Source organism: Klebsiella sp. A-Nf5 (assembly GCF_002810545.1).
Lineage (GTDB): Bacteria > Pseudomonadota > Gammaproteobacteria > Enterobacterales > Enterobacteriaceae > Klebsiella > Klebsiella variicola.
On the sequence record NZ_PIOG01000222.1, the window covers coordinates 37986 to 54279 of the forward strand.

Genomic DNA, 16294 nt, shown 5'->3' on the forward strand with positions numbered 1-16294 from the left:
TTTTCCGGGAGGAGATCAATTAAACCGTTTTCTCATGCTTATGACTGGCATAAGCGGGGGGCATTATCCTTGCACCAGAGATAATAGAAGCGCCTGAGCAGTTCTTGTGGCCAGGCTGGTTCGCCGGACATCTCGGCCATTTCCAACCCTTCGCCGCACTGTTTGAGGCAGGCGGCCATAATATCCCAGGTAAATTCCGGGTGGAACTGCACCGAATACGCCGTGTCGCTATAGCGCAGAATCTGGCAGACGTCCCGGGTGGAAAAAGCCAGTACGCTGGCACCTTCCGGCGGCCGTAGCACGGTTTGCCGGTGAGAAAGCCAGGCCGCGAAGCGACCGGGACATGTCGTTAGCAGCGGGGCAGTGCTGTTTTCGGCGATCTGGATCAGCTGAAGCCCGTGTTCACTCCCCTGCGGGTTATCCGCAACCAGCCCTCCCAGCGCGTGGGCAATCAGCTGGTGGCCATAGCCGACGCCAAGCAATGGCAGGTTCAGGGCGTGGGCGAGGCGTATCCATTGCGCGGTCTCCTCGCTCCACGCCAACCGGTCGGTGACCATCGCCCAGGAGCCGCTGATGATGGCGCCGCAGATTGTGTCGATAGCGGGCAGGAGCTCATGGCGATCCGGGCGAAAAACCCGGTACTCCCCGCGGTTTAAGGCGAGCACCTGAACGAACCATCGGCTTTGCTCGCCTGCCTCCTGGCGGATGACCGCCGGCGGATCGCCCATTTGAATAATCGCCAACGGCCTGGCCATCTTAATCCTGCAGATAAAAGTCGATGCTGGAGTTCAGTACCGGGCGAATAATCCCCGTCTGTATCGCAAAGTCGCCGAACGCCTCATCCGGGTTAGCCGCCTGCGCCCAGGCGCTCAGTAACGCGTCAAGGTCGCGGATAATCTCCTCAAGCGGCTGGTTCTCTTTATAGAGGCGAGGAATACGCGTTCCCTCGCGGTTGCCGCCGAGGTATATGTCATAGCGGCCCACGGCACGGCCGACGAGGCCGATTTCGGCCAGCATCGCCCGGCCACAGCCGTTAGGGCAGCCGGTGACGCGAAATATCACGTCCCGATCGGCAATCCCGTTACGTATTAAGATAGCGTCAAGGCGATCGACGATGTCCGGCAGCACGCGTTCGGCCTCGGCCATCGCCAGCGGACAGGTGGGATAGGAGACGCAGGCCATCGCGCTTTTTCGCTGCGGCGATACCGTGTCATCAATCAGGGAATAGCGCTGCGCCAGTGCGTTAATCTGTGCTCGGTTGCGCTCGCTGACGCCGGCGATAATGATATTTTGATTGGGGGTTAAGCGAAAATCGCCCGTGTGGACGGCGGCGATGGCGGCCAGGCCCGATTTGAGCGGCTTGCCGGGCTTATCAATCAACCTGCCGCTGGGGATAAACAGGGTGAGATGGTGCTTACCGTCGATCCCTTCGACCCAGCCGATACGATCGCCGCGACTGCTGAAAGCGTAAGGGCGCAGCGGTTGGAATGCCAAGCCTGCCCGCAGCTCGACTTCCGCTTTAAACACCTCAATGCCGAGTCGATCGATAGTATATTTTGTTTTAGCGTTGCGTCGATTTGCGCGGTTTCCCAGGTCTCTTTGGGTGGCGACAACGGCGGTGGCAACCGCCAGCGTAGCGTTCAAAGGAATATACCCCAGCTCCGTCGCCAGGCGCGGATAGGTACTCTGATCGCCGTGGGTCATCGCGAGGCCGCCGCCTACAAGCACGTTGAAGCCCGTCAACTGCCCATTGTCGCCGATAGCGATAAAGTTAAGATCGTTGGCGTGTAAATCGACGTCGTTTTGCGGCGGAATGACCACCGCGGTTTTAAATTTGCGCGGCAGATAGTTGTTGCCCAGAATGGGTTCTTCTTCCGGCTGTGCGATCTTTTCACCGTCCAGCCAGACTTCGGCATAGGCGTTTGTTTTCGGCAACAGATGCTCCGATATCTTTTTAGCCCACTCGTAAGCCTGATGATGAAGCCTTGACTCCACCGGATTTGAAGTACACAGCACGTTACGGTTGACGTCGCCCGCCGTCGCCCGCGAATCGAGACCCAGCTGATGCAATAGCCGATGAACCGGCTTGATATTGCGTTTTAGCACGCCGTGTAGCTGCAGTGCCTGGCGGTTGGTGATGCGGATGCTGCCGTAAAGCGTATGCTGCGACGCAAACTCGTCAATCCCCAGCCACTGCTGCGGGCTGATGATCCCGCCGGGTAAACGCACCCGCAGCATCACCGTATGCAGCGGTTCCAGCATTTGCGCCGCTCTTTCCTGGCGAATATCGCGATCGTCCTGCTGGTACATACCGTGGAAGCGGATCAGCTGAAAGTTATCGCCGAGAAATCCGCCGGTTAATTCGTTATGCAGATCTTCTTTAATCGTGCCGCGCAGAAGCTGGCTCTGCTGTTTCAATCGTTCATTATCCGAAAATTCATCATTGCTCATTATAGTGTTCTCAACAGAGTGCGGGTTAATTCACCCGAAAATACCAGTGAATTACATCACAGCGGATCCTTCACCAACATGAACAGTTTTTTTGTTAATCGATATAACAGTTGTTATAACCACTGATTATAATTAATTATTATTCGTTCTGAGTTATTTTTCCGCTATTCGTTAGCGATTATTTTGCTAATGGTTGAGCGCATCGCCGATAGATGGTATCAGGGAGGCAGTGATATTGGGGGGCAGCGCGCAGCGATTTATTTTTTATGTGCTGCGACTGCCGGCAGGCTATGTAAGGCAGGAGTGGTATGGATATAGATGCTGAATCTGATTGATAAACGCATGTTTACTTTTGAAATTATATTTAAGGTAGGCCGAGTCGGCATCTTCAATACCGAGGATGATATCCATCATCGCATATTCGATTTTTTTATGGCTGATAAAGGTGTTGACGGTCATTCCGGTTTGTTTTTTGAAAATGCGATGCACATATTGCCGGGAAACTTGCAGATATTCAGAAATATCATAAACTGAAATGTTATTTTTTATATTTTGATAAATATATTGTATGGCGGAATTCACCAATGTCTGGCTGTTGGATATTATGCTGTCGGAGAGTTGAACATGGTGTTGCATAGATACTACTTCTTTTTTAACTATATCTTTTTTATTGTAGGTAATTTAAAACAAAACGAAATATACAATATTGTGGTTTTTATGGATAACAGTATTACGAGTCCGTGATGATCGAGATTTTAGCGCAGGCGTTTTGTCGGCGTCATTTCCGCTCGCACAGCAGAGTATGGCCTGAAGCATGGCCGATCGCAATCAACCATGCCGCAGCAGGGGTGAGTTAAACGATTTCGTTTATCTGCAGATAATTCCGGCCGTGAAATTGCTGAGCGGCGGCGTTGTCCCGGCACTGCTGACTGTAGCGGCCGGGGGTGACCCCTGTGATGCGTTGAAATGCGCGATTAAACGCGGCCTGGGATAGATAGCCGACTCGTTCCGCGCTCTGCGTCAGGCTTACACCGCCGGCGATGTGCTGGCAGGCCAGTGCAATGCGAATATGGCGCACAATTTCTGCAGGTGGCAGCGGCGAAACCTGGTTAAAGCGCTGAATAAACCACGAGCGCGACAGGCCCGATGCGCGCGCCATGGCTTCCACCGTCCAGGAGCGTGCCGGAAACAAGACAATCTCCGCCATCAGATTGAGGAATTCTGTTGTCAGCGGAATATTATCCAACGGCGTCTTCACCGTATGGCTGGATAAATAGTGGCGGATCACCATAAAAAAGAGTAATTCCGTCAGCGAAGCGATAAGCTTTTCACTGCGTAGCGCCGTCTGTGTCGCTTCCCGATTAATCACCGCCACCAGTTTGCCGATGGAGCCGGACCGGTCGTCCTGTGCTTTAAATACGATAACCTGCGGCAAAAAGCTCAACAGCATCTGGCTAATGGTGGTTTTAAAGGTAATAAAACCGCAGGCTAATGCGGTGCTGGTCTCATCTTTGTAAGTCAGCGGCTGCATTTCCTGCACCGGCGCGCGGTAGGCGCTTTGCGCATTTTCATGGGAGGAAAGAACGAATGGACAATCCTGTAAAATAAAAACCATATCGCCTTTTTCAAGACGTAACGCGCTGGAATGCTGGGCGCAATGCAGCCAGCAGTGCCCCTCCATCACCAGGTGATAGCTGGCCTTTCCACTGCCCGAAGTGCCGCCTTTCCACGAGCCGCAATACTTGCCCACATGGAAAACGGAGTTCTCAATGCTCAGATTATCTAATAACCATTCGCTATTTAGCATAGTAAAAAAGAATAAATAAAGGACGAATGAACAATAATCAACTTTTTATCAGTATTGCTCCCCATGTTCAATAAAAACATACTGATTGTAATTTAACAGGAGGCTAATTATGACAAGAATTACCTTGCAGACCCTGGCAACTGCTCCAGAGGAATCAAAAACTTATCTGGAAAATGCCCGGCGTTCTTCAGGATTTATTCCCAACTTATTACTGGCGCTGTCTAATTCGCCGCAGGCGCTGCAAACATATATAACAGTTGGTGCTATAAATAATAATAACAGTCTATCCGCAGCGGAACGAGAAACGGTGCAATTAATTGCTGCAACTGTCCATGGTTGCGGTTTTTGCGTGGCGGGACACAGCGCAACGGTCGAAAAGAAAAAGATCATGCCTCCGGCCGATTTACAGGCGCTACGCAAGCGGCAGCCGCTGCCAGACCCGCATCTTGAAGCCATTGCCAGCTTCGCACGCGAAGTCATCGCCACGCGTGGCGCGGTTAGCGAGGCGGCATGGCAGGGGTTTCGCGCGGCGGGTTACGGCGAGCGCCAGGCGCTGGATGTGATCCTCGGCGTCAGCTTGGCCACGCTGTGCAACTTCGCCAATAGCCTGGCGCAAACGCCGCTCAATACCGAGCTAAGTCCGTGGGCCTGGTCCGACTAAATCTGGCCCGTTCTCTGCTGAAGGAGAGTACGCATGCTACATCATTCATTACGCGAGTGGCTTGACGACCGGGCGGCGGAACTCGACCGTTCCAGTGAACTTAGCCACGCGTTATTGCTAAAGCTGGCGCAAGCGAACCTGTTTCGTATCGGGATCGCGCCGGCGCTCGGGGGCAGCGGCGGTACGCTGCTGGATGCGATTGATGCCATTAGCGCGGTAGCCCGCCATTCGCTGACGGCGGCGTTTATGTTTTGGGGACACCGTACCTATATCGACATCCTGACGCAGGCGCCACAGAGCGCGTTATGCGATCGCATATTGCCCGATCTGCTGGCCGGCCAGCTGGCGGGGGCGACGGGTTTATCCAACGCGATGAAATTCCTCTCCGGGCTCGAAGAGCTGCAGATCGGCGGCGTAGCTGACGGGAAGGGGGGCTGGCGGCTCTCCGGGCAGCTTCACTGGGTTACCAATTTACAAACCCGCGGTTTCCAGGCGGTGACGGTTGTTCAGCCTGTTGGCGGCGGTGAACCGTTCATCGCCAGCATCGGATCCGGCCTTGCCGGCGTGTCGCGCTCTGCCGATCTTGCGCTGATGGCGATGCAGGGCAGCGCCACGGCGGCATTGCACTTTGACGATGTCGCGCTGGAAAAAGACGGGGTGATCCATTCTGCCGCCCGGACGTTTTTGCCCGCGGTGCGCCCGCGTTTTCTCGGTTTGCAGTGCGGCATGGCGCTAGGGCTGGCCGAATGTATTCTTGACGAGTGCCGCGACCGATTAAGCGACGGCCATGTGCTGCGCGGGGAATGGCAGACGCTGGCACAGCGCTATCGCCAGATCCGCAGCGACCTTTACGCCGGTGTGGAAAGCCAGCGCTTTGTACAGCAGCCCGGTGAACTGTTCCGGCTACGTATCGGGCTGGTCGAACTGGCGATAAACGGCATACAGCTGGAACTCATGCTCGCGGGAGGGCGGGCCTATCTATCGCCGCAGGGCGATCGGACCGCGCGCCGCTGGCGCGAATGTGCTTTCCTTCCGCTGGTCACCCCCAGTGTTGTGCAGCTGAAACAGCAGCTGGCAAGGCTGCCGGCATGAGCGTGTTACTGCATGCCAGCCACCTTGAGGTGGGGTATCACCGCGGGCAGGCAACGACCCGCCTGCTGCAGGATTTCAACTTTTCGCTGGCGGAAAATGAAATTGTCGCCGTAGTGGGAGCCAGCGGCGTCGGGAAGTCGAGCCTGCTGCGGATCCTCGCCGGGCTGGAAAAGCCGCTGGCTGGAGAGGTGAACTACCTCGGCCAGCCGCTGGACGGCCCGCATCCCCACCTTTCGGTGGCTTTCCAGGACCCCACGCTGCTGCCTTGGCGCACTCTGGAACAGAATGTCGCTTTTGGCCTCGATTTCCGCCATCAGCCGCGGCTTGAGGCGCACGAACGTCAGGAACGCGTGCGGCAGGCGATTGCGTCGGTCGGTCTGATTACCCATCTCAGCAAGCTACCGACCCAGCTTTCCGGCGGGATGGCACAGCGCGTGGCGCTAGCCCGATGTCTGGCGCGGCGGCCGAAAGTGATGCTGCTTGATGAGCCGTTTAGCGCGCTGGATGAAGTCACCCGCCATGATATGCAGCGGCTGCTGATCGCCGTGCTGAATCAACACCGGATGTCGGCGCTGCTGATTACCCATGATATTGATGAGGCGCTGCTGGTGGCGGACCGGGTTATTTTGCTGGGCGGCGCTCCGGGCCGCCTGATGGGCGAATGGCGCCCACAGATCCCGCATCCGCGTGATAATGCGCTGGAGGCGCTCGCTGCCCTGCGGCTGGACATATTGAAGAAACTGCGTGATGTGCGCGCGGATACCGATGCGGAGAAACGCTATGTGCCTGATGTGTGATGCGATGTCGCGCCGCGACTTTCTGAAATTGAGCGCGCTGCAGAGCGCTGGAGCCGCACTACCGCTGGTAATGCAACAGCAGGCGCGCGCCGCCGCTGAACCGGACGCGCCGGTCAGAGTCGGCTATCTGCCGATCGTCGACGCGGCGCCGCTGCTGGTGGCGCACGGGCTGGGCCTGTTCGACAAGGCCGGGGTGAAAGCCGAGCGTCCGGTGATGTTCCGCAGCTGGTCGCAACTGACAGAGGCATTTATCGGCGGCCGGGTGAACGTGATTCATATGCTTTCGCCGGTAACGATTTGGGCGCGCTACCAGGCGAAGCTGCCGGCCAAAGTGGTGGCCTGGAACCATACCAACGGTTCGGCGCTGACCGTAGCGCCGCAAATTAGCCGCGTCGAAGAGCTGGAGGGGAAAACCGTCGCCGTACCTTTCTGGTACTCAATACACAACGTGGTGCTGCAGCAAATATTGCGCAGCGCCGGGCTGCAGACAGTCACCGGCGCGCCGGGGAAAAAACAGGTTCGCCTGCTGGTACTTTCACCCGCGGATATGGTGCCCGCGCTGGCGGCCGGGCAGATTCAGGGTTTTATCGTCGCTGAGCCCTTTAACGCGCTAGCCGAAACACGCCATGTCGGGCGGATCCTGCGCTTTACCGGCGATGTCTGGCAAAACCACGCCTGCTGCGTGGTCATGATGCACGAAAGCGATCTCAGCATGCGCCCGGCATGGAGCCAGAGCGTGACCGACGCGCTGGTTAACGCCCAGCAGTGGATCCGCCAGCACCGGGCGGAAACGGCCCAATTGCTGTCGCACAGCGATGAACATCGCTATACCCCACACGACGCCGACGTGCTTCGCCAGGTGCTGTTGCCGACGCCAGCGATGCAGGCTAGCTGGCAAAAGGACGGCGCTATCCGCCACGATGCGTGGCACCAGCAGCGGATTGATTTCCAGCCATGGCCGTACGCCAGCTATTTCGCATCGCTCACCGACCAGCTAAAGCAGACGGTGATGGAGGGCAATAGCGATTTTCTCGCCCGACTCAACGGGCAGCAAGTCGCCGCCGATCTGGTAGCGTCGGATTTTGTGCGTCAAAGTATCGTCCGCGCCGGCGGTATGACCGCGTTTGGTCTTCCCGACGGCGAGTTTGACCGTGAGGAAACGATCGCACCATGAAACCGATTTTAATCCGTATTGGCTGGGCGCTGCCTGGTCTGGCGCTGCTGCTGCTGATCTGGGGGGCAATCACTCACTTTGCCGGCGGAATGGCCGGGCTATTCGCGCCGGAAAACGCCTTGCGTAGCCTTCAGGAGATGCTTGCCCAGGGGGAGCTGGCGCGCAATATTGCCATCAGCTTGTCGAGGGTGGCGGTTGGCTTGGGGCTGGCGCTGATCGTCGGTATCCCGTGCGGCTTGCTGATGGGCTGCTCGGCGGCAAGCGAACGCCTGGCGATGCCGGCTCTGCAGTTTTTGCGCATGATCTCGCCGCTCTCGTGGATGCCCGTCGCCGTGATGCTGCTGGGGATCGGCGATCGGCCGATCTGGTTCTTGCTTAGCTTTGCCGCCGTGTGGCCGGTGCTGCTCAATACCGCCAGCGGCGTCAGGCAACTGCCGCCCGGCTGGCTGCTGCTGGCCCGTTCGTTGAGCGCGACGCGCCGGGAAACGCTTTGGCATATTATTCTGCCCGGTGTTCGCGCCCATATTCTCACCGGCGTCCGGCTGGCCATCGGCATCCTGTGGATTGTGCTGGTGCCTTGTGAAATGTTGGGGGTCAGCTCAGGGCTGGGATATGCCATCCTTGATGCTCGCGACCGGCTGGATTATTCCGCCCTGATGGCGGTGATTGTGACTATTGGCGCGATCGGCTTTTTGATGGACTGGCTGGCCAGGTATTTTATCCATACGATTAGCGCCTGATCGCCCTTAACCCTCTGCCGAGGGCGAATGTTCTCGGCATGCCGTAGCGTACCAGCCCATCGGCATGGAAATCAGGGACGGTGCTTGCATGGATTGGGTCAGCCCAGCCACCTTGCGGCGTACGCATCTGAACTCGAGGCTGTACCTTCCCACAGATATAGCCCGGCAAGCCTGCTGGACTGACCCCGAACTATCCGCTTTGTGTAAGCAACGGCGCTCTAAACACAGGAAGGCTATTACCATGTTATAACAGCGCTGGAGCTGAAATGACTCTCTTACAGGACCGGCTTTCTGGCGGTCCCTCTGAAACCTGATCAGGCAATAAACCTCTTCGAAACCCTAACTCTTCTGTTAGATACAAGAGAGAGCGTTCCTGTGATAAAAACTCGATTTTAACCTTAACAATTCTAAACATGTTTAACGTTTTTTTAAGAAATGAAATGCTATTAATTTATTGATATTTTATAAAAAATATTTTTTCAGGCTGGATATATAAAAGCGTATGCATGCCATAAGACACTTCATATCGAAGCTACAGTCTTTTTAAACATCGCATCGTGGGGGTCTCTATCCAGAACAGTGTATGGCAGTTTTGATGCCCTGGTTCAGCGATAAGAACAGTGAGCTTAAGTGCGTTGGTTGCGGGGGGAAAAGTAACCCAGGCGTAACCCCAAACAGGTTTTTAAAGACAGTGGCTTATGTAACTTTTTGATTGAAATGGTGCCGATAATAGGAGTCGAACCTACGACCTTCGCATTACGAATGCGAAAAAACAATCATTTATTTTTATTCATTAACGTTGATTAAAATATAAAAATACAATAAGAACAATAAATTAAATAAAATCACAGATGTATTTGCATGGATAACCATTGACCTTAATACCCGTCAAATGCTTACATATAGCTTACATGAAAGTTCGTGTAATCGAGTGAAAATTAATGTCTAACTCTAACCGCATCAAACTTACGACCAGTGTTATCGACAAAGCCAAAGCTGACGCCAACAAAGCACAAACCTTCTACTGGGACAGTGAGGTGCCAGGTCTAGGGTTACGGATTACTGCAACAGGAGATAAGGCATTCATATTCCAAAGCAGGGTCCATGGTAAGTCATTGAGAATAACTATCGGCAGTGTAAAAGTGTGGCGTCTGGATGGCCCCGCAGATAGCTCAGAGAATAATGCCCGTAAGGAAGCTCGTCGCTTACAGGCTCTGTGCGATACAGGTATAGATCCACGAGAAGCCAAAGAGGAACGTCGTCAAGCGGCAGAAGAAAAGTTCAGGCAGGCAGAACGAGAAACTACTACGCTTCAGGTTGCATGGTCGGCTTACATAGAACACCTGAAAACTACTCGCAGCCCAAAAACGGGCAAACTACGCTCACCTCGCTACATCACCGACCATTTCAATCTCTCTACCCCTGGTGGAAAATCAAAGACCCGAGGTAAGGGTAAAACGGTTGCAGGCCCCCTAGCCTCTTTAATGCCCTTGCGTCTCAAAGAACTAAATGCGGCTAAACTCGCCGAGTGGCTACAATATGAAAGTAATGAACGTCCCAGTGTTGCAGCTCACGCTTATCGGTTGCTGCGTGCTTTTTTATCTTGGCTTGAACAAAGCCCATGGTCTGGGTTGGCGGACAAAAACGTATGCCAGTCTCATGAAGTAAAAGAGCACTTAGCTCGTGCTGAAACTAAAGATGATTGCTTGCAACGAGAACAACTAGCCAACTGGTTCGCTGCAGTGCAGCAACTCAGCAACCAGACAATTTCCAACTACCTACAAATCCTACTGCTGACTGGCGCTCGCCGAGAAGAACTGGCGAACCTAAAATGGAATGACATTGATTTTAAATGGCACAGTATGACTATCAGGGACAAAATTGAGGGAGAAAGGGTTATACCGCTGACGCCATATGTTTCAATGTTGGCTCACAGTTTACCACGTCAAAAGTTGAACGATGGCATAACAGATAACCCCTACGTTTTCGCCAGTGCCCGCAGCACTGATGGGCGTATCAAAGAACCTCGCCTTGCACATAATCGGGCATTGGAAAATGCAGGCTTACCACACATCAGCCTGCATGGATTAAGAAGATCTTTCGGGACTCTTTCCGAATGGATTGAAGTACCTGTAGGGATTGTTGCTCAAATCATGGGCCACAAACCCAGCGCGTTAGCTGAAAAGCACTACCGTCGCAGACCAATAGATTTATTGCGCAAATGGCATACAAAGATTGAAGAGTGGGTACTTGAACAGGCCGGGATACTTTTTGTTACACCTGAAAAAGAAAAAACACATATCCGTTTGGTTGAAAACTCATAAACGAGAATTTAAAAATGAAAGTCCGATTTATCGACATTATGATGATCTTTGATATAGAACCTTGTGATTGTAACGATTGGCCTGCACCAGGAATGACCTTAAAGGAAGATGGTATATGGGTAACACCTCCTTCAGAAATAAACAAAGAGATAAGAGATTCGTTAACAAAAGAGGAGCTTCATGATTTAATTGATCATCCAACAGGAGATTACACAAAACCGGCCATTTCTATTCCATGCGAACGAGATGATTTAGTTGATTTTCTTGTTGATATTGATTTTTTCGGATTTGGATTAATCACGAAGATAGAAAAAGAATGTGAAGATATCGAAAGACTCGAAATTAACGAAAGCGGCAATATAAAAAAAGCGAAAGAAAGGTATGCGGGGCATTATAAAAAGGAAATGGATAAGCTTCGGGAATCGACTAGAATAGAATTAAAAAAACAGATAAATGACTATTTTCCCTCCGCAAGTAAAAATGGAGAAGATAAAAAAACCAGCATGGCTCAATATCACGAAATACTTATTCTTAAAACCATTACAGATTTAGGACATGAACCATTGAAGATCTACCAAGAAAACGGCAAGCAGGGAATCAAAAACGAAGTATGGAACATACTATCCAGTGAGTTCAGCCGCAAGGAAACTTTTGAATATCGATGGAAAAACATGAGAAGCAAAGGGAAAATCAAAAATCAATAATAATATTATTGAATATTTGTATTAGCTCAGATTTGAGCTGGTTCAGCTATGCTTTATAACACTATTAAACCAACCAGTCGATAACGAACGAAAATCTGATAATGAAATAAAAAACCCAAACAGCATCTAAGTGGCTTTGTTGAATAAATCGAACTTTTGCTGAGTTGAAGGATCAGATCACACATCCCCTGACAACCCTGGTCGTTCCGTGGCAAAGCAGAAGTTCAGAATCAACAACTGGCGCACTTACAACAAAGCACTTATCAATCGCGGCTCCCTCGCTTCCTGGCTAGTTGGTTAGGCTGTTCAGGCATGGTATGAGTCTGCAACGCCTTCAGCACGCGGAAGACCTCAGCGCTATTCTGACCTTGCCATTACTACCGTTCTGGTGATTAAACACGTATTCCGGCTGACCTTGCGGGCTGCTCAGGGGTTCATTGATTCCATTTTCTCCCTGATGGGCGTTCCGCTGCACTATCCGGATTGCCGGTTGCTGTCTCCGCTGGAAGAGGCGCTTCATAACTATGTCCTGACCGGCGGCAAACTCCATGCCGATGATACCCCGTCCCGGTGCTGCTGCCGGGTAATAAGAAAACTGGGCGGTTGTGGACATACGTTCGTGATGATCGCAACGCCGGCTCAGCAGTCGCGCCAGCGGTGTGGTTTGCTTAAAGCCCGGACAGAAAAGGCCTCCATCCGCAGACCCATCTTGCCGGCTTCAGCGGCGTGCTGTAGGCGGACGCGTACGCCGGGTTCAACGAGCTGTACCGCAATGGAAAAATAACGGAAGCAGCCTGCTGGGCTCACGCCCGCCGCAAGATCCACGACGCACACGTCCGCACCCCGTCAGTGCTGACGGAGGAAGCCCTGAAACGTATCGGCGAGCTGTATACCGTTGAGGCGGAAATAAGGGGAATGCAGACAGAACAGCGCCTTGCTGAACGTCAGCAAAAAGCTAAACCACAGCTGAAAGCCCTGGAAAGCTGGCTGCGTGAAAAGATGAAAACGCTCTCAAGGCACTCAGAGCTGGCGAAGGCGTTCGCGTACGCCCTGTATCAGTGGCCGGCACTGACGTACTATGCAGAGGGTGCCGACTATCACTAACTTAAGTGATACCAACTGTCTGGAGATTCAGGGGGCCAGTCTACTTCCAGCCAGCGCCACATATCGATATCCACTTTTTACTTAGCACTACAAAGGAGACCCTATGACGAGTCCACTGTGCGCGTTGCTTTCAGACTCTAGGCTATATGACTTGTTCGGAGATGATCAAAATCTCACTGTAAGCCAAATCTGGCTATTGGAGATCGAGTGGGAAGATTCAAGTGAACTACGTTTTCTGTATGGTCGGTCACTATCAGGAAACTACCAATCAAACAGTTGGAGCGGGAGCGTTAGTTCCAAAATGCCACTTACTGAGAATTGCTCAGTCAGAACTCACGCCTTGACACTTCATACCTCTACCGAGAGACTGAGGACTTTCCTTGAGCACTTCATCTGCGGAGAGACGTTTCAGAAATCTTGCCAATTCTCCGGGCTGAATATCAGCGACAAATTGGCTAAGGCGATAGGAACAAGTACATTTTGTGTGAATCCTATCACTCGCCCTGTAATGCATTTGCCGACACGCGATTATTATAGATTTCAAACTAATCGGCTAAGCCCGACCAGCTATTCCAGTGTTGACAGCGGCGCAATTTCTCCAAGAGAAAAAGCAAAATTATTCAGTGTGTTGGAAGGATATGACATGAAGATTGCCAAATTTGCATGCCAAGTATTGGATGCAGATACTGGCTTAGATTTCTCCACAATTGACTCTTGGCGAATTGGAGACTTTGAGTTCATCTGTGCTCCTGGGCTCAATGCTTCAGAGCGCAGCAAGTATGACGTATCTTTGAAGGGGCAGCAGTCATCTCTGACGCTATTCGAACCACTAACCCGGGAACCTTCCGATCTGTTGGTTATTGTCAAGGCGTACAGTGATGGTGGCCTTCAGTCCTCTTATATCGCCAACCTCAGCAAGAATGCTTCATACCCTCTCCATCACACATTTGAACTCAAAGTGTTTCAGGACCAAGCTAGCACAGCTTATACAATGGAGGTTTATGCGCTTGGAATAAATGGTGAGCAATCATTCCTCCTGCTTCAAACCGGCGCAGAATTTGTGCGCGAAATGAATCTCAACATGCAGTTAGTCGAACCCATTAGGGCAAACTACCAATTCGAATGGTTGGCAAAAAAAGTACCGAAAAGGGAAAGGGCCAGACTGGAGACAGCAGGACAGATTGGGCGTGCTATTAGTCGTCCGTCTCGGTCACAAATGGGCGGGTATGCGGATGATCCATGGGTTCCACTCAACTGGCTCATCCAGAACAGAGTCAAACAGTTATGCCCCAAGAAATCCGACGGACGGTTCTTTCCTACTCTCAACGACAGCAGCGGTATGAGCCGTCTCGAGTTGATAGACTGGCTCAAAGGTATTTTCGAACGGCACCACGACGCGAAAATTGCTTGGATCGACCCATTTATGGAGGATGTAGGGATTGAGCTTCTCAACCGACTGGGCACTGCTACTGCTGATTACCTTGTCATCACGACGGAAAAAATGTCGAATGATGACAGCATAAAAGAGGCCGATGAGCCCAACCGTGTTGAAAATCTTCTAGCGAGATGTTCAGGTTGGAATAATGGCTACTTTGGAAGTGTTTGCCTCAAAATACTCTCAGTACCAGATAAAAAACTCCACGACCGCATGATCCTCATTCGCTCAGCCAATGGTCAGCCGTTAGCTGGGTACCATCTTTCCAATTCAGTTCAGAGGGCCAGCGAGAAACATCCTCTATTGGTAACCCCTATTCCTCTGGACGTGATTCCGCAAGTATTTGAGTACGTTGATCAGATTATCCAAAGTACACTCTATGGAGAGGGTAATCCCCACCTTCCTACAAGAATAATTTTCAATTCTGCCGATATTAGCCCATGTGAGGAGGAGAAGCCTAAAGGACTAAATCACAATTCCTCATTTGCTGAGCTACCATGCGCTGGTAGCGTGCTAGCTTGGTGGCTTGATGATGAGCAGCTTTCAAACTTGTCAGGAGCTGTACTCATGGAGCAGATGAGTGCTAAAGGATATATTAAGGATGGGAAACTTGACGGAGATCGCTTTGACGCTCTTCCCGCCAAATTCTGGACTGAAGGGTTGCCAATAGCAGATTTCCACTCAGCTTGGGATGCCCTTGGTTATGTCATAGCCAACTCCCCGGCTGGTCGCTATGCAGGTAGCCTCTACAACAAGGAGCAATCAGTATTATCCGAACTTGTGAAGGTTGCACTGTTGGAGCACATCTCTCCCTCCAGAGCAAAAGCACTGCAACCACGTCTCACAAAAAAACAACTTGACATTGAACACTACTGTTCACAGGGACTTACAGCACTACTGCTTTCAAAAAATGATCCGTTCAGTACATTCACATATTCACCCGTAGATACCTCATGGAGCGATTACTACTCCATACAACTCCTATGGTCGCAAGCTCCAAAGCAGTTGGTATCTTGGTTAAACACAATATTCTCTGAACCAATCAAGTCTCCTCGTACTCACGCGCTTGTGGTTGAAGCCCTTAAGCATATTTGTTTGTGCGTCAGCTTTGACAAGCATCATGAGCAAATTGATGCGCTTTTGCAGAGCAATGTGAGTGTAATAATCTGGATAGGGCTTCATGCTCTTGAAAACGCCCTTAACAGGGGAGTTTGGGGAATTGAAGCCCTTTCAAAAATCGACCATATCGAATCAGCCACTGTTCGACGTATCATTTTGTGCTGGCTGATCAACGAAGCCAACTACCTTAATTCGGAGATTAAACCACAACTCATCGCTTGTTTAATCCAATCGTTAAAGGCTCCTCTCGCGGACGATGAGCTCAAGGATATTCTTCAACCTGTTCGGGGACGCCTCGGCAGGCTACACCATTTCACGCCCTGGATTCTTGAATCCATGCTCGTACCCATGCTGGAAAAAAGAACAATCGATATCACTCAAGTTGCCCATCAGTGGTTGACAGAGCTGACTACCCAATGGCGTACAGCACTCAAGAATGAGAGTCTCTATTTTACTCTAGATGCGGACGGTGCATTCACCGATGAGCTGGCTATTGCGACCAAATACCTAGTCTCAGCAGATCTAGTGGAGATTGTCAGAGAACTTAGGAATGTCTTTGATGCACTGGCTCGGACCATAAGGCGGCCGATGAGCGCGCAGATAAGCTGTAAATCCTACAACAATGCGCACCAAGTAAACCTCTGGCTCTATGCGCTCGCTCGTAGGATTAAAACATTGGTGCCTGATGAGTTACCACTGTTGAATGAACTTCTGCTTGAAAGCGAAGAAATTATAGAACGAATCAGCCCCTCAACTTGGCGCTGGAGTTCAAGCAAAGACCTGCTCACTTATGTAAATGGCGATCCCGAACAGATTGGGTCACATGGTCTTCATCAAATTATTCAGAGAGCAATCGAGCCACGGTGATCTAGGGCGAAAATAAGGG

General features: G+C 51.8%; 12 protein-coding genes, 1 tRNA gene and 2 pseudogenes. 10 read left to right on the forward strand and 5 right to left on the reverse strand.

Annotation, left to right across the window (positions count from 1 at the left end):
• Positions 1 to 38: 38 nt before the first annotated feature.
• The 4 genes from CWM53_RS20650 to CWM53_RS20665 all read right to left on the reverse strand — a co-directional run bounded on the left by CWM53_RS20650 (position 39) and on the right by CWM53_RS20665 (position 4258).
• On the reverse strand, positions 39 to 755 hold the full coding sequence (locus CWM53_RS20650; protein WP_008805288.1) for a glutamine amidotransferase: 717 nt from the start codon (positions 753 to 755) through the stop codon (positions 39 to 41).
• A gap of 1 nt (position 756) precedes the next feature.
• Positions 757 to 2451, reverse strand: a complete 1695-nt coding sequence (gene cysI, locus CWM53_RS20655; protein ID WP_100729423.1) for an assimilatory sulfite reductase (NADPH) hemoprotein subunit — start codon at positions 2449 to 2451, stop codon at positions 757 to 759.
• A gap of 288 nt (positions 2452 to 2739) precedes the next feature.
• On the reverse strand, positions 2740 to 3087 hold the full coding sequence (locus CWM53_RS20660; protein WP_008805290.1) for an AraC family transcriptional regulator: 348 nt from the start codon (positions 3085 to 3087) through the stop codon (positions 2740 to 2742).
• 217 nt (positions 3088 to 3304) lie between these two features.
• On the reverse strand, positions 3305 to 4258 hold the full coding sequence (locus CWM53_RS20665; protein ID WP_100631400.1) for an AraC family transcriptional regulator: 954 nt from the start codon (positions 4256 to 4258) through the stop codon (positions 3305 to 3307).
• Positions 4259 to 4367: 109 nt separating this feature from the next.
• Between CWM53_RS20665 and CWM53_RS20670 the strand changes: the two genes are divergently transcribed.
• From CWM53_RS20670 to CWM53_RS20690, 5 genes are read left to right on the forward strand one after another with little or no spacing between them, the layout of a single operon-like run.
• Positions 4368 to 4919: a carboxymuconolactone decarboxylase family protein gene (locus tag CWM53_RS20670; protein WP_008805292.1), complete on the forward strand. Its 552-nt coding sequence runs from the start codon at positions 4368 to 4370 to the stop codon at positions 4917 to 4919.
• 33 nt (positions 4920 to 4952) lie between these two features.
• Positions 4953 to 6011, forward strand: coding sequence for an acyl-CoA dehydrogenase family protein (locus CWM53_RS20675; RefSeq protein WP_008805293.1), 1059 nt, complete (start codon positions 4953 to 4955; stop codon positions 6009 to 6011).
• A complete protein-coding gene (locus tag CWM53_RS20680; protein ID WP_008805294.1) occupies positions 6008 to 6808 on the forward strand; it encodes an ABC transporter ATP-binding protein in 801 nt (266 codons plus the stop codon). The genes CWM53_RS20675 and CWM53_RS20680 overlap by 4 nt, the downstream gene beginning before the upstream one ends.
• Entirely contained in the window at positions 6792 to 7982 is a 1191-nt protein-coding gene (locus CWM53_RS20685) for an ABC transporter substrate-binding protein (RefSeq protein ID WP_100729422.1), read from the forward strand. Before CWM53_RS20680 ends, CWM53_RS20685 begins: the two co-directional genes overlap by 17 nt.
• Positions 7979 to 8722 (forward strand): ABC transporter permease, encoded by a 744-nt coding sequence (locus tag CWM53_RS20690; RefSeq protein ID WP_100729421.1) that lies wholly within the window; start codon positions 7979 to 7981, stop codon positions 8720 to 8722. Before CWM53_RS20685 ends, CWM53_RS20690 begins: the two co-directional genes overlap by 4 nt.
• Before the next feature lie 718 nt (positions 8723 to 9440).
• Here the strand turns inward: CWM53_RS20690 and CWM53_RS31260 are convergent.
• A tRNA-Thr gene (locus CWM53_RS31260) sits at positions 9441 to 9512 on the reverse strand.
• 151 nt (positions 9513 to 9663) lie between these two features.
• Between CWM53_RS31260 and CWM53_RS20695 the strand changes: the two genes are divergently transcribed.
• From CWM53_RS20695 to CWM53_RS20715, 5 genes and pseudogenes are all read left to right on the forward strand, one after another.
• A complete protein-coding gene (locus tag CWM53_RS20695; protein ID WP_100729420.1) occupies positions 9664 to 11046 on the forward strand; it encodes a tyrosine-type recombinase/integrase in 1383 nt (460 codons plus the stop codon).
• A 14-nt stretch (positions 11047 to 11060) separates the two neighbouring features.
• Positions 11061 to 11750 (forward strand): hypothetical protein, encoded by a 690-nt coding sequence (locus tag CWM53_RS20700; protein ID WP_100729419.1) that lies wholly within the window; start codon positions 11061 to 11063, stop codon positions 11748 to 11750.
• 164 nt (positions 11751 to 11914) lie between these two features.
• Positions 11915 to 12249, forward strand: a pseudogene (locus tag CWM53_RS20705) (transposase); the annotation flags it as partial.
• Positions 12235 to 12833 (forward strand): annotated as a pseudogene (gene tnpC / locus CWM53_RS20710) (IS66 family transposase); the annotation flags it as partial. The pseudogenes CWM53_RS20705 and tnpC, both read left to right, overlap by 15 nt.
• Positions 12834 to 12957: 124 nt before the next feature.
• Entirely contained in the window at positions 12958 to 16275 is a 3318-nt protein-coding gene (locus CWM53_RS20715; protein ID WP_100729418.1) for a VPA1262 family protein, read from the forward strand.
• The last annotated feature ends 19 nt before the right edge of the window (positions 16276 to 16294 follow it).

Bases quoted from the DNA above. Each gene is read 5' to 3' on its own strand.
- CWM53_RS20650 (WP_008805288.1), bottom strand. From the start codon at position 755: ATGGCCAGGCCGTTGGCGATTATTCAAATGGGCGATCCGCCGGCGGTC.
- cysI (WP_100729423.1), bottom strand. From the start codon at position 2,451: ATGAGCAATGATGAATTTTCGGATAATGAACGATTGAAACAGCAGAGC.
- CWM53_RS20660 (WP_008805290.1), bottom strand. From the start codon at position 3,087: ATGCAACACCATGTTCAACTCTCCGACAGCATAATATCCAACAGCCAG.
- CWM53_RS20665 (WP_100631400.1), bottom strand. From the start codon at position 4,258: ATGCTAAATAGCGAATGGTTATTAGATAATCTGAGCATTGAGAACTCC.
- CWM53_RS20670 (WP_008805292.1), top strand. From the start codon at position 4,368: ATGACAAGAATTACCTTGCAGACCCTGGCAACTGCTCCAGAGGAATCA.
- CWM53_RS20675 (WP_008805293.1), top strand. From the start codon at position 4,953: ATGCTACATCATTCATTACGCGAGTGGCTTGACGACCGGGCGGCGGAA.
- CWM53_RS20680 (WP_008805294.1), top strand. From the start codon at position 6,008: ATGAGCGTGTTACTGCATGCCAGCCACCTTGAGGTGGGGTATCACCGC.
- CWM53_RS20685 (WP_100729422.1), top strand. From the start codon at position 6,792: ATGTGCCTGATGTGTGATGCGATGTCGCGCCGCGACTTTCTGAAATTG.
- CWM53_RS20690 (WP_100729421.1), top strand. From the start codon at position 7,979: ATGAAACCGATTTTAATCCGTATTGGCTGGGCGCTGCCTGGTCTGGCG.
- CWM53_RS20695 (WP_100729420.1), top strand. From the start codon at position 9,664: ATGTCTAACTCTAACCGCATCAAACTTACGACCAGTGTTATCGACAAA.
- CWM53_RS20700 (WP_100729419.1), top strand. From the start codon at position 11,061: ATGAAAGTCCGATTTATCGACATTATGATGATCTTTGATATAGAACCT.
- CWM53_RS20715 (WP_100729418.1), top strand. From the start codon at position 12,958: ATGACGAGTCCACTGTGCGCGTTGCTTTCAGACTCTAGGCTATATGAC.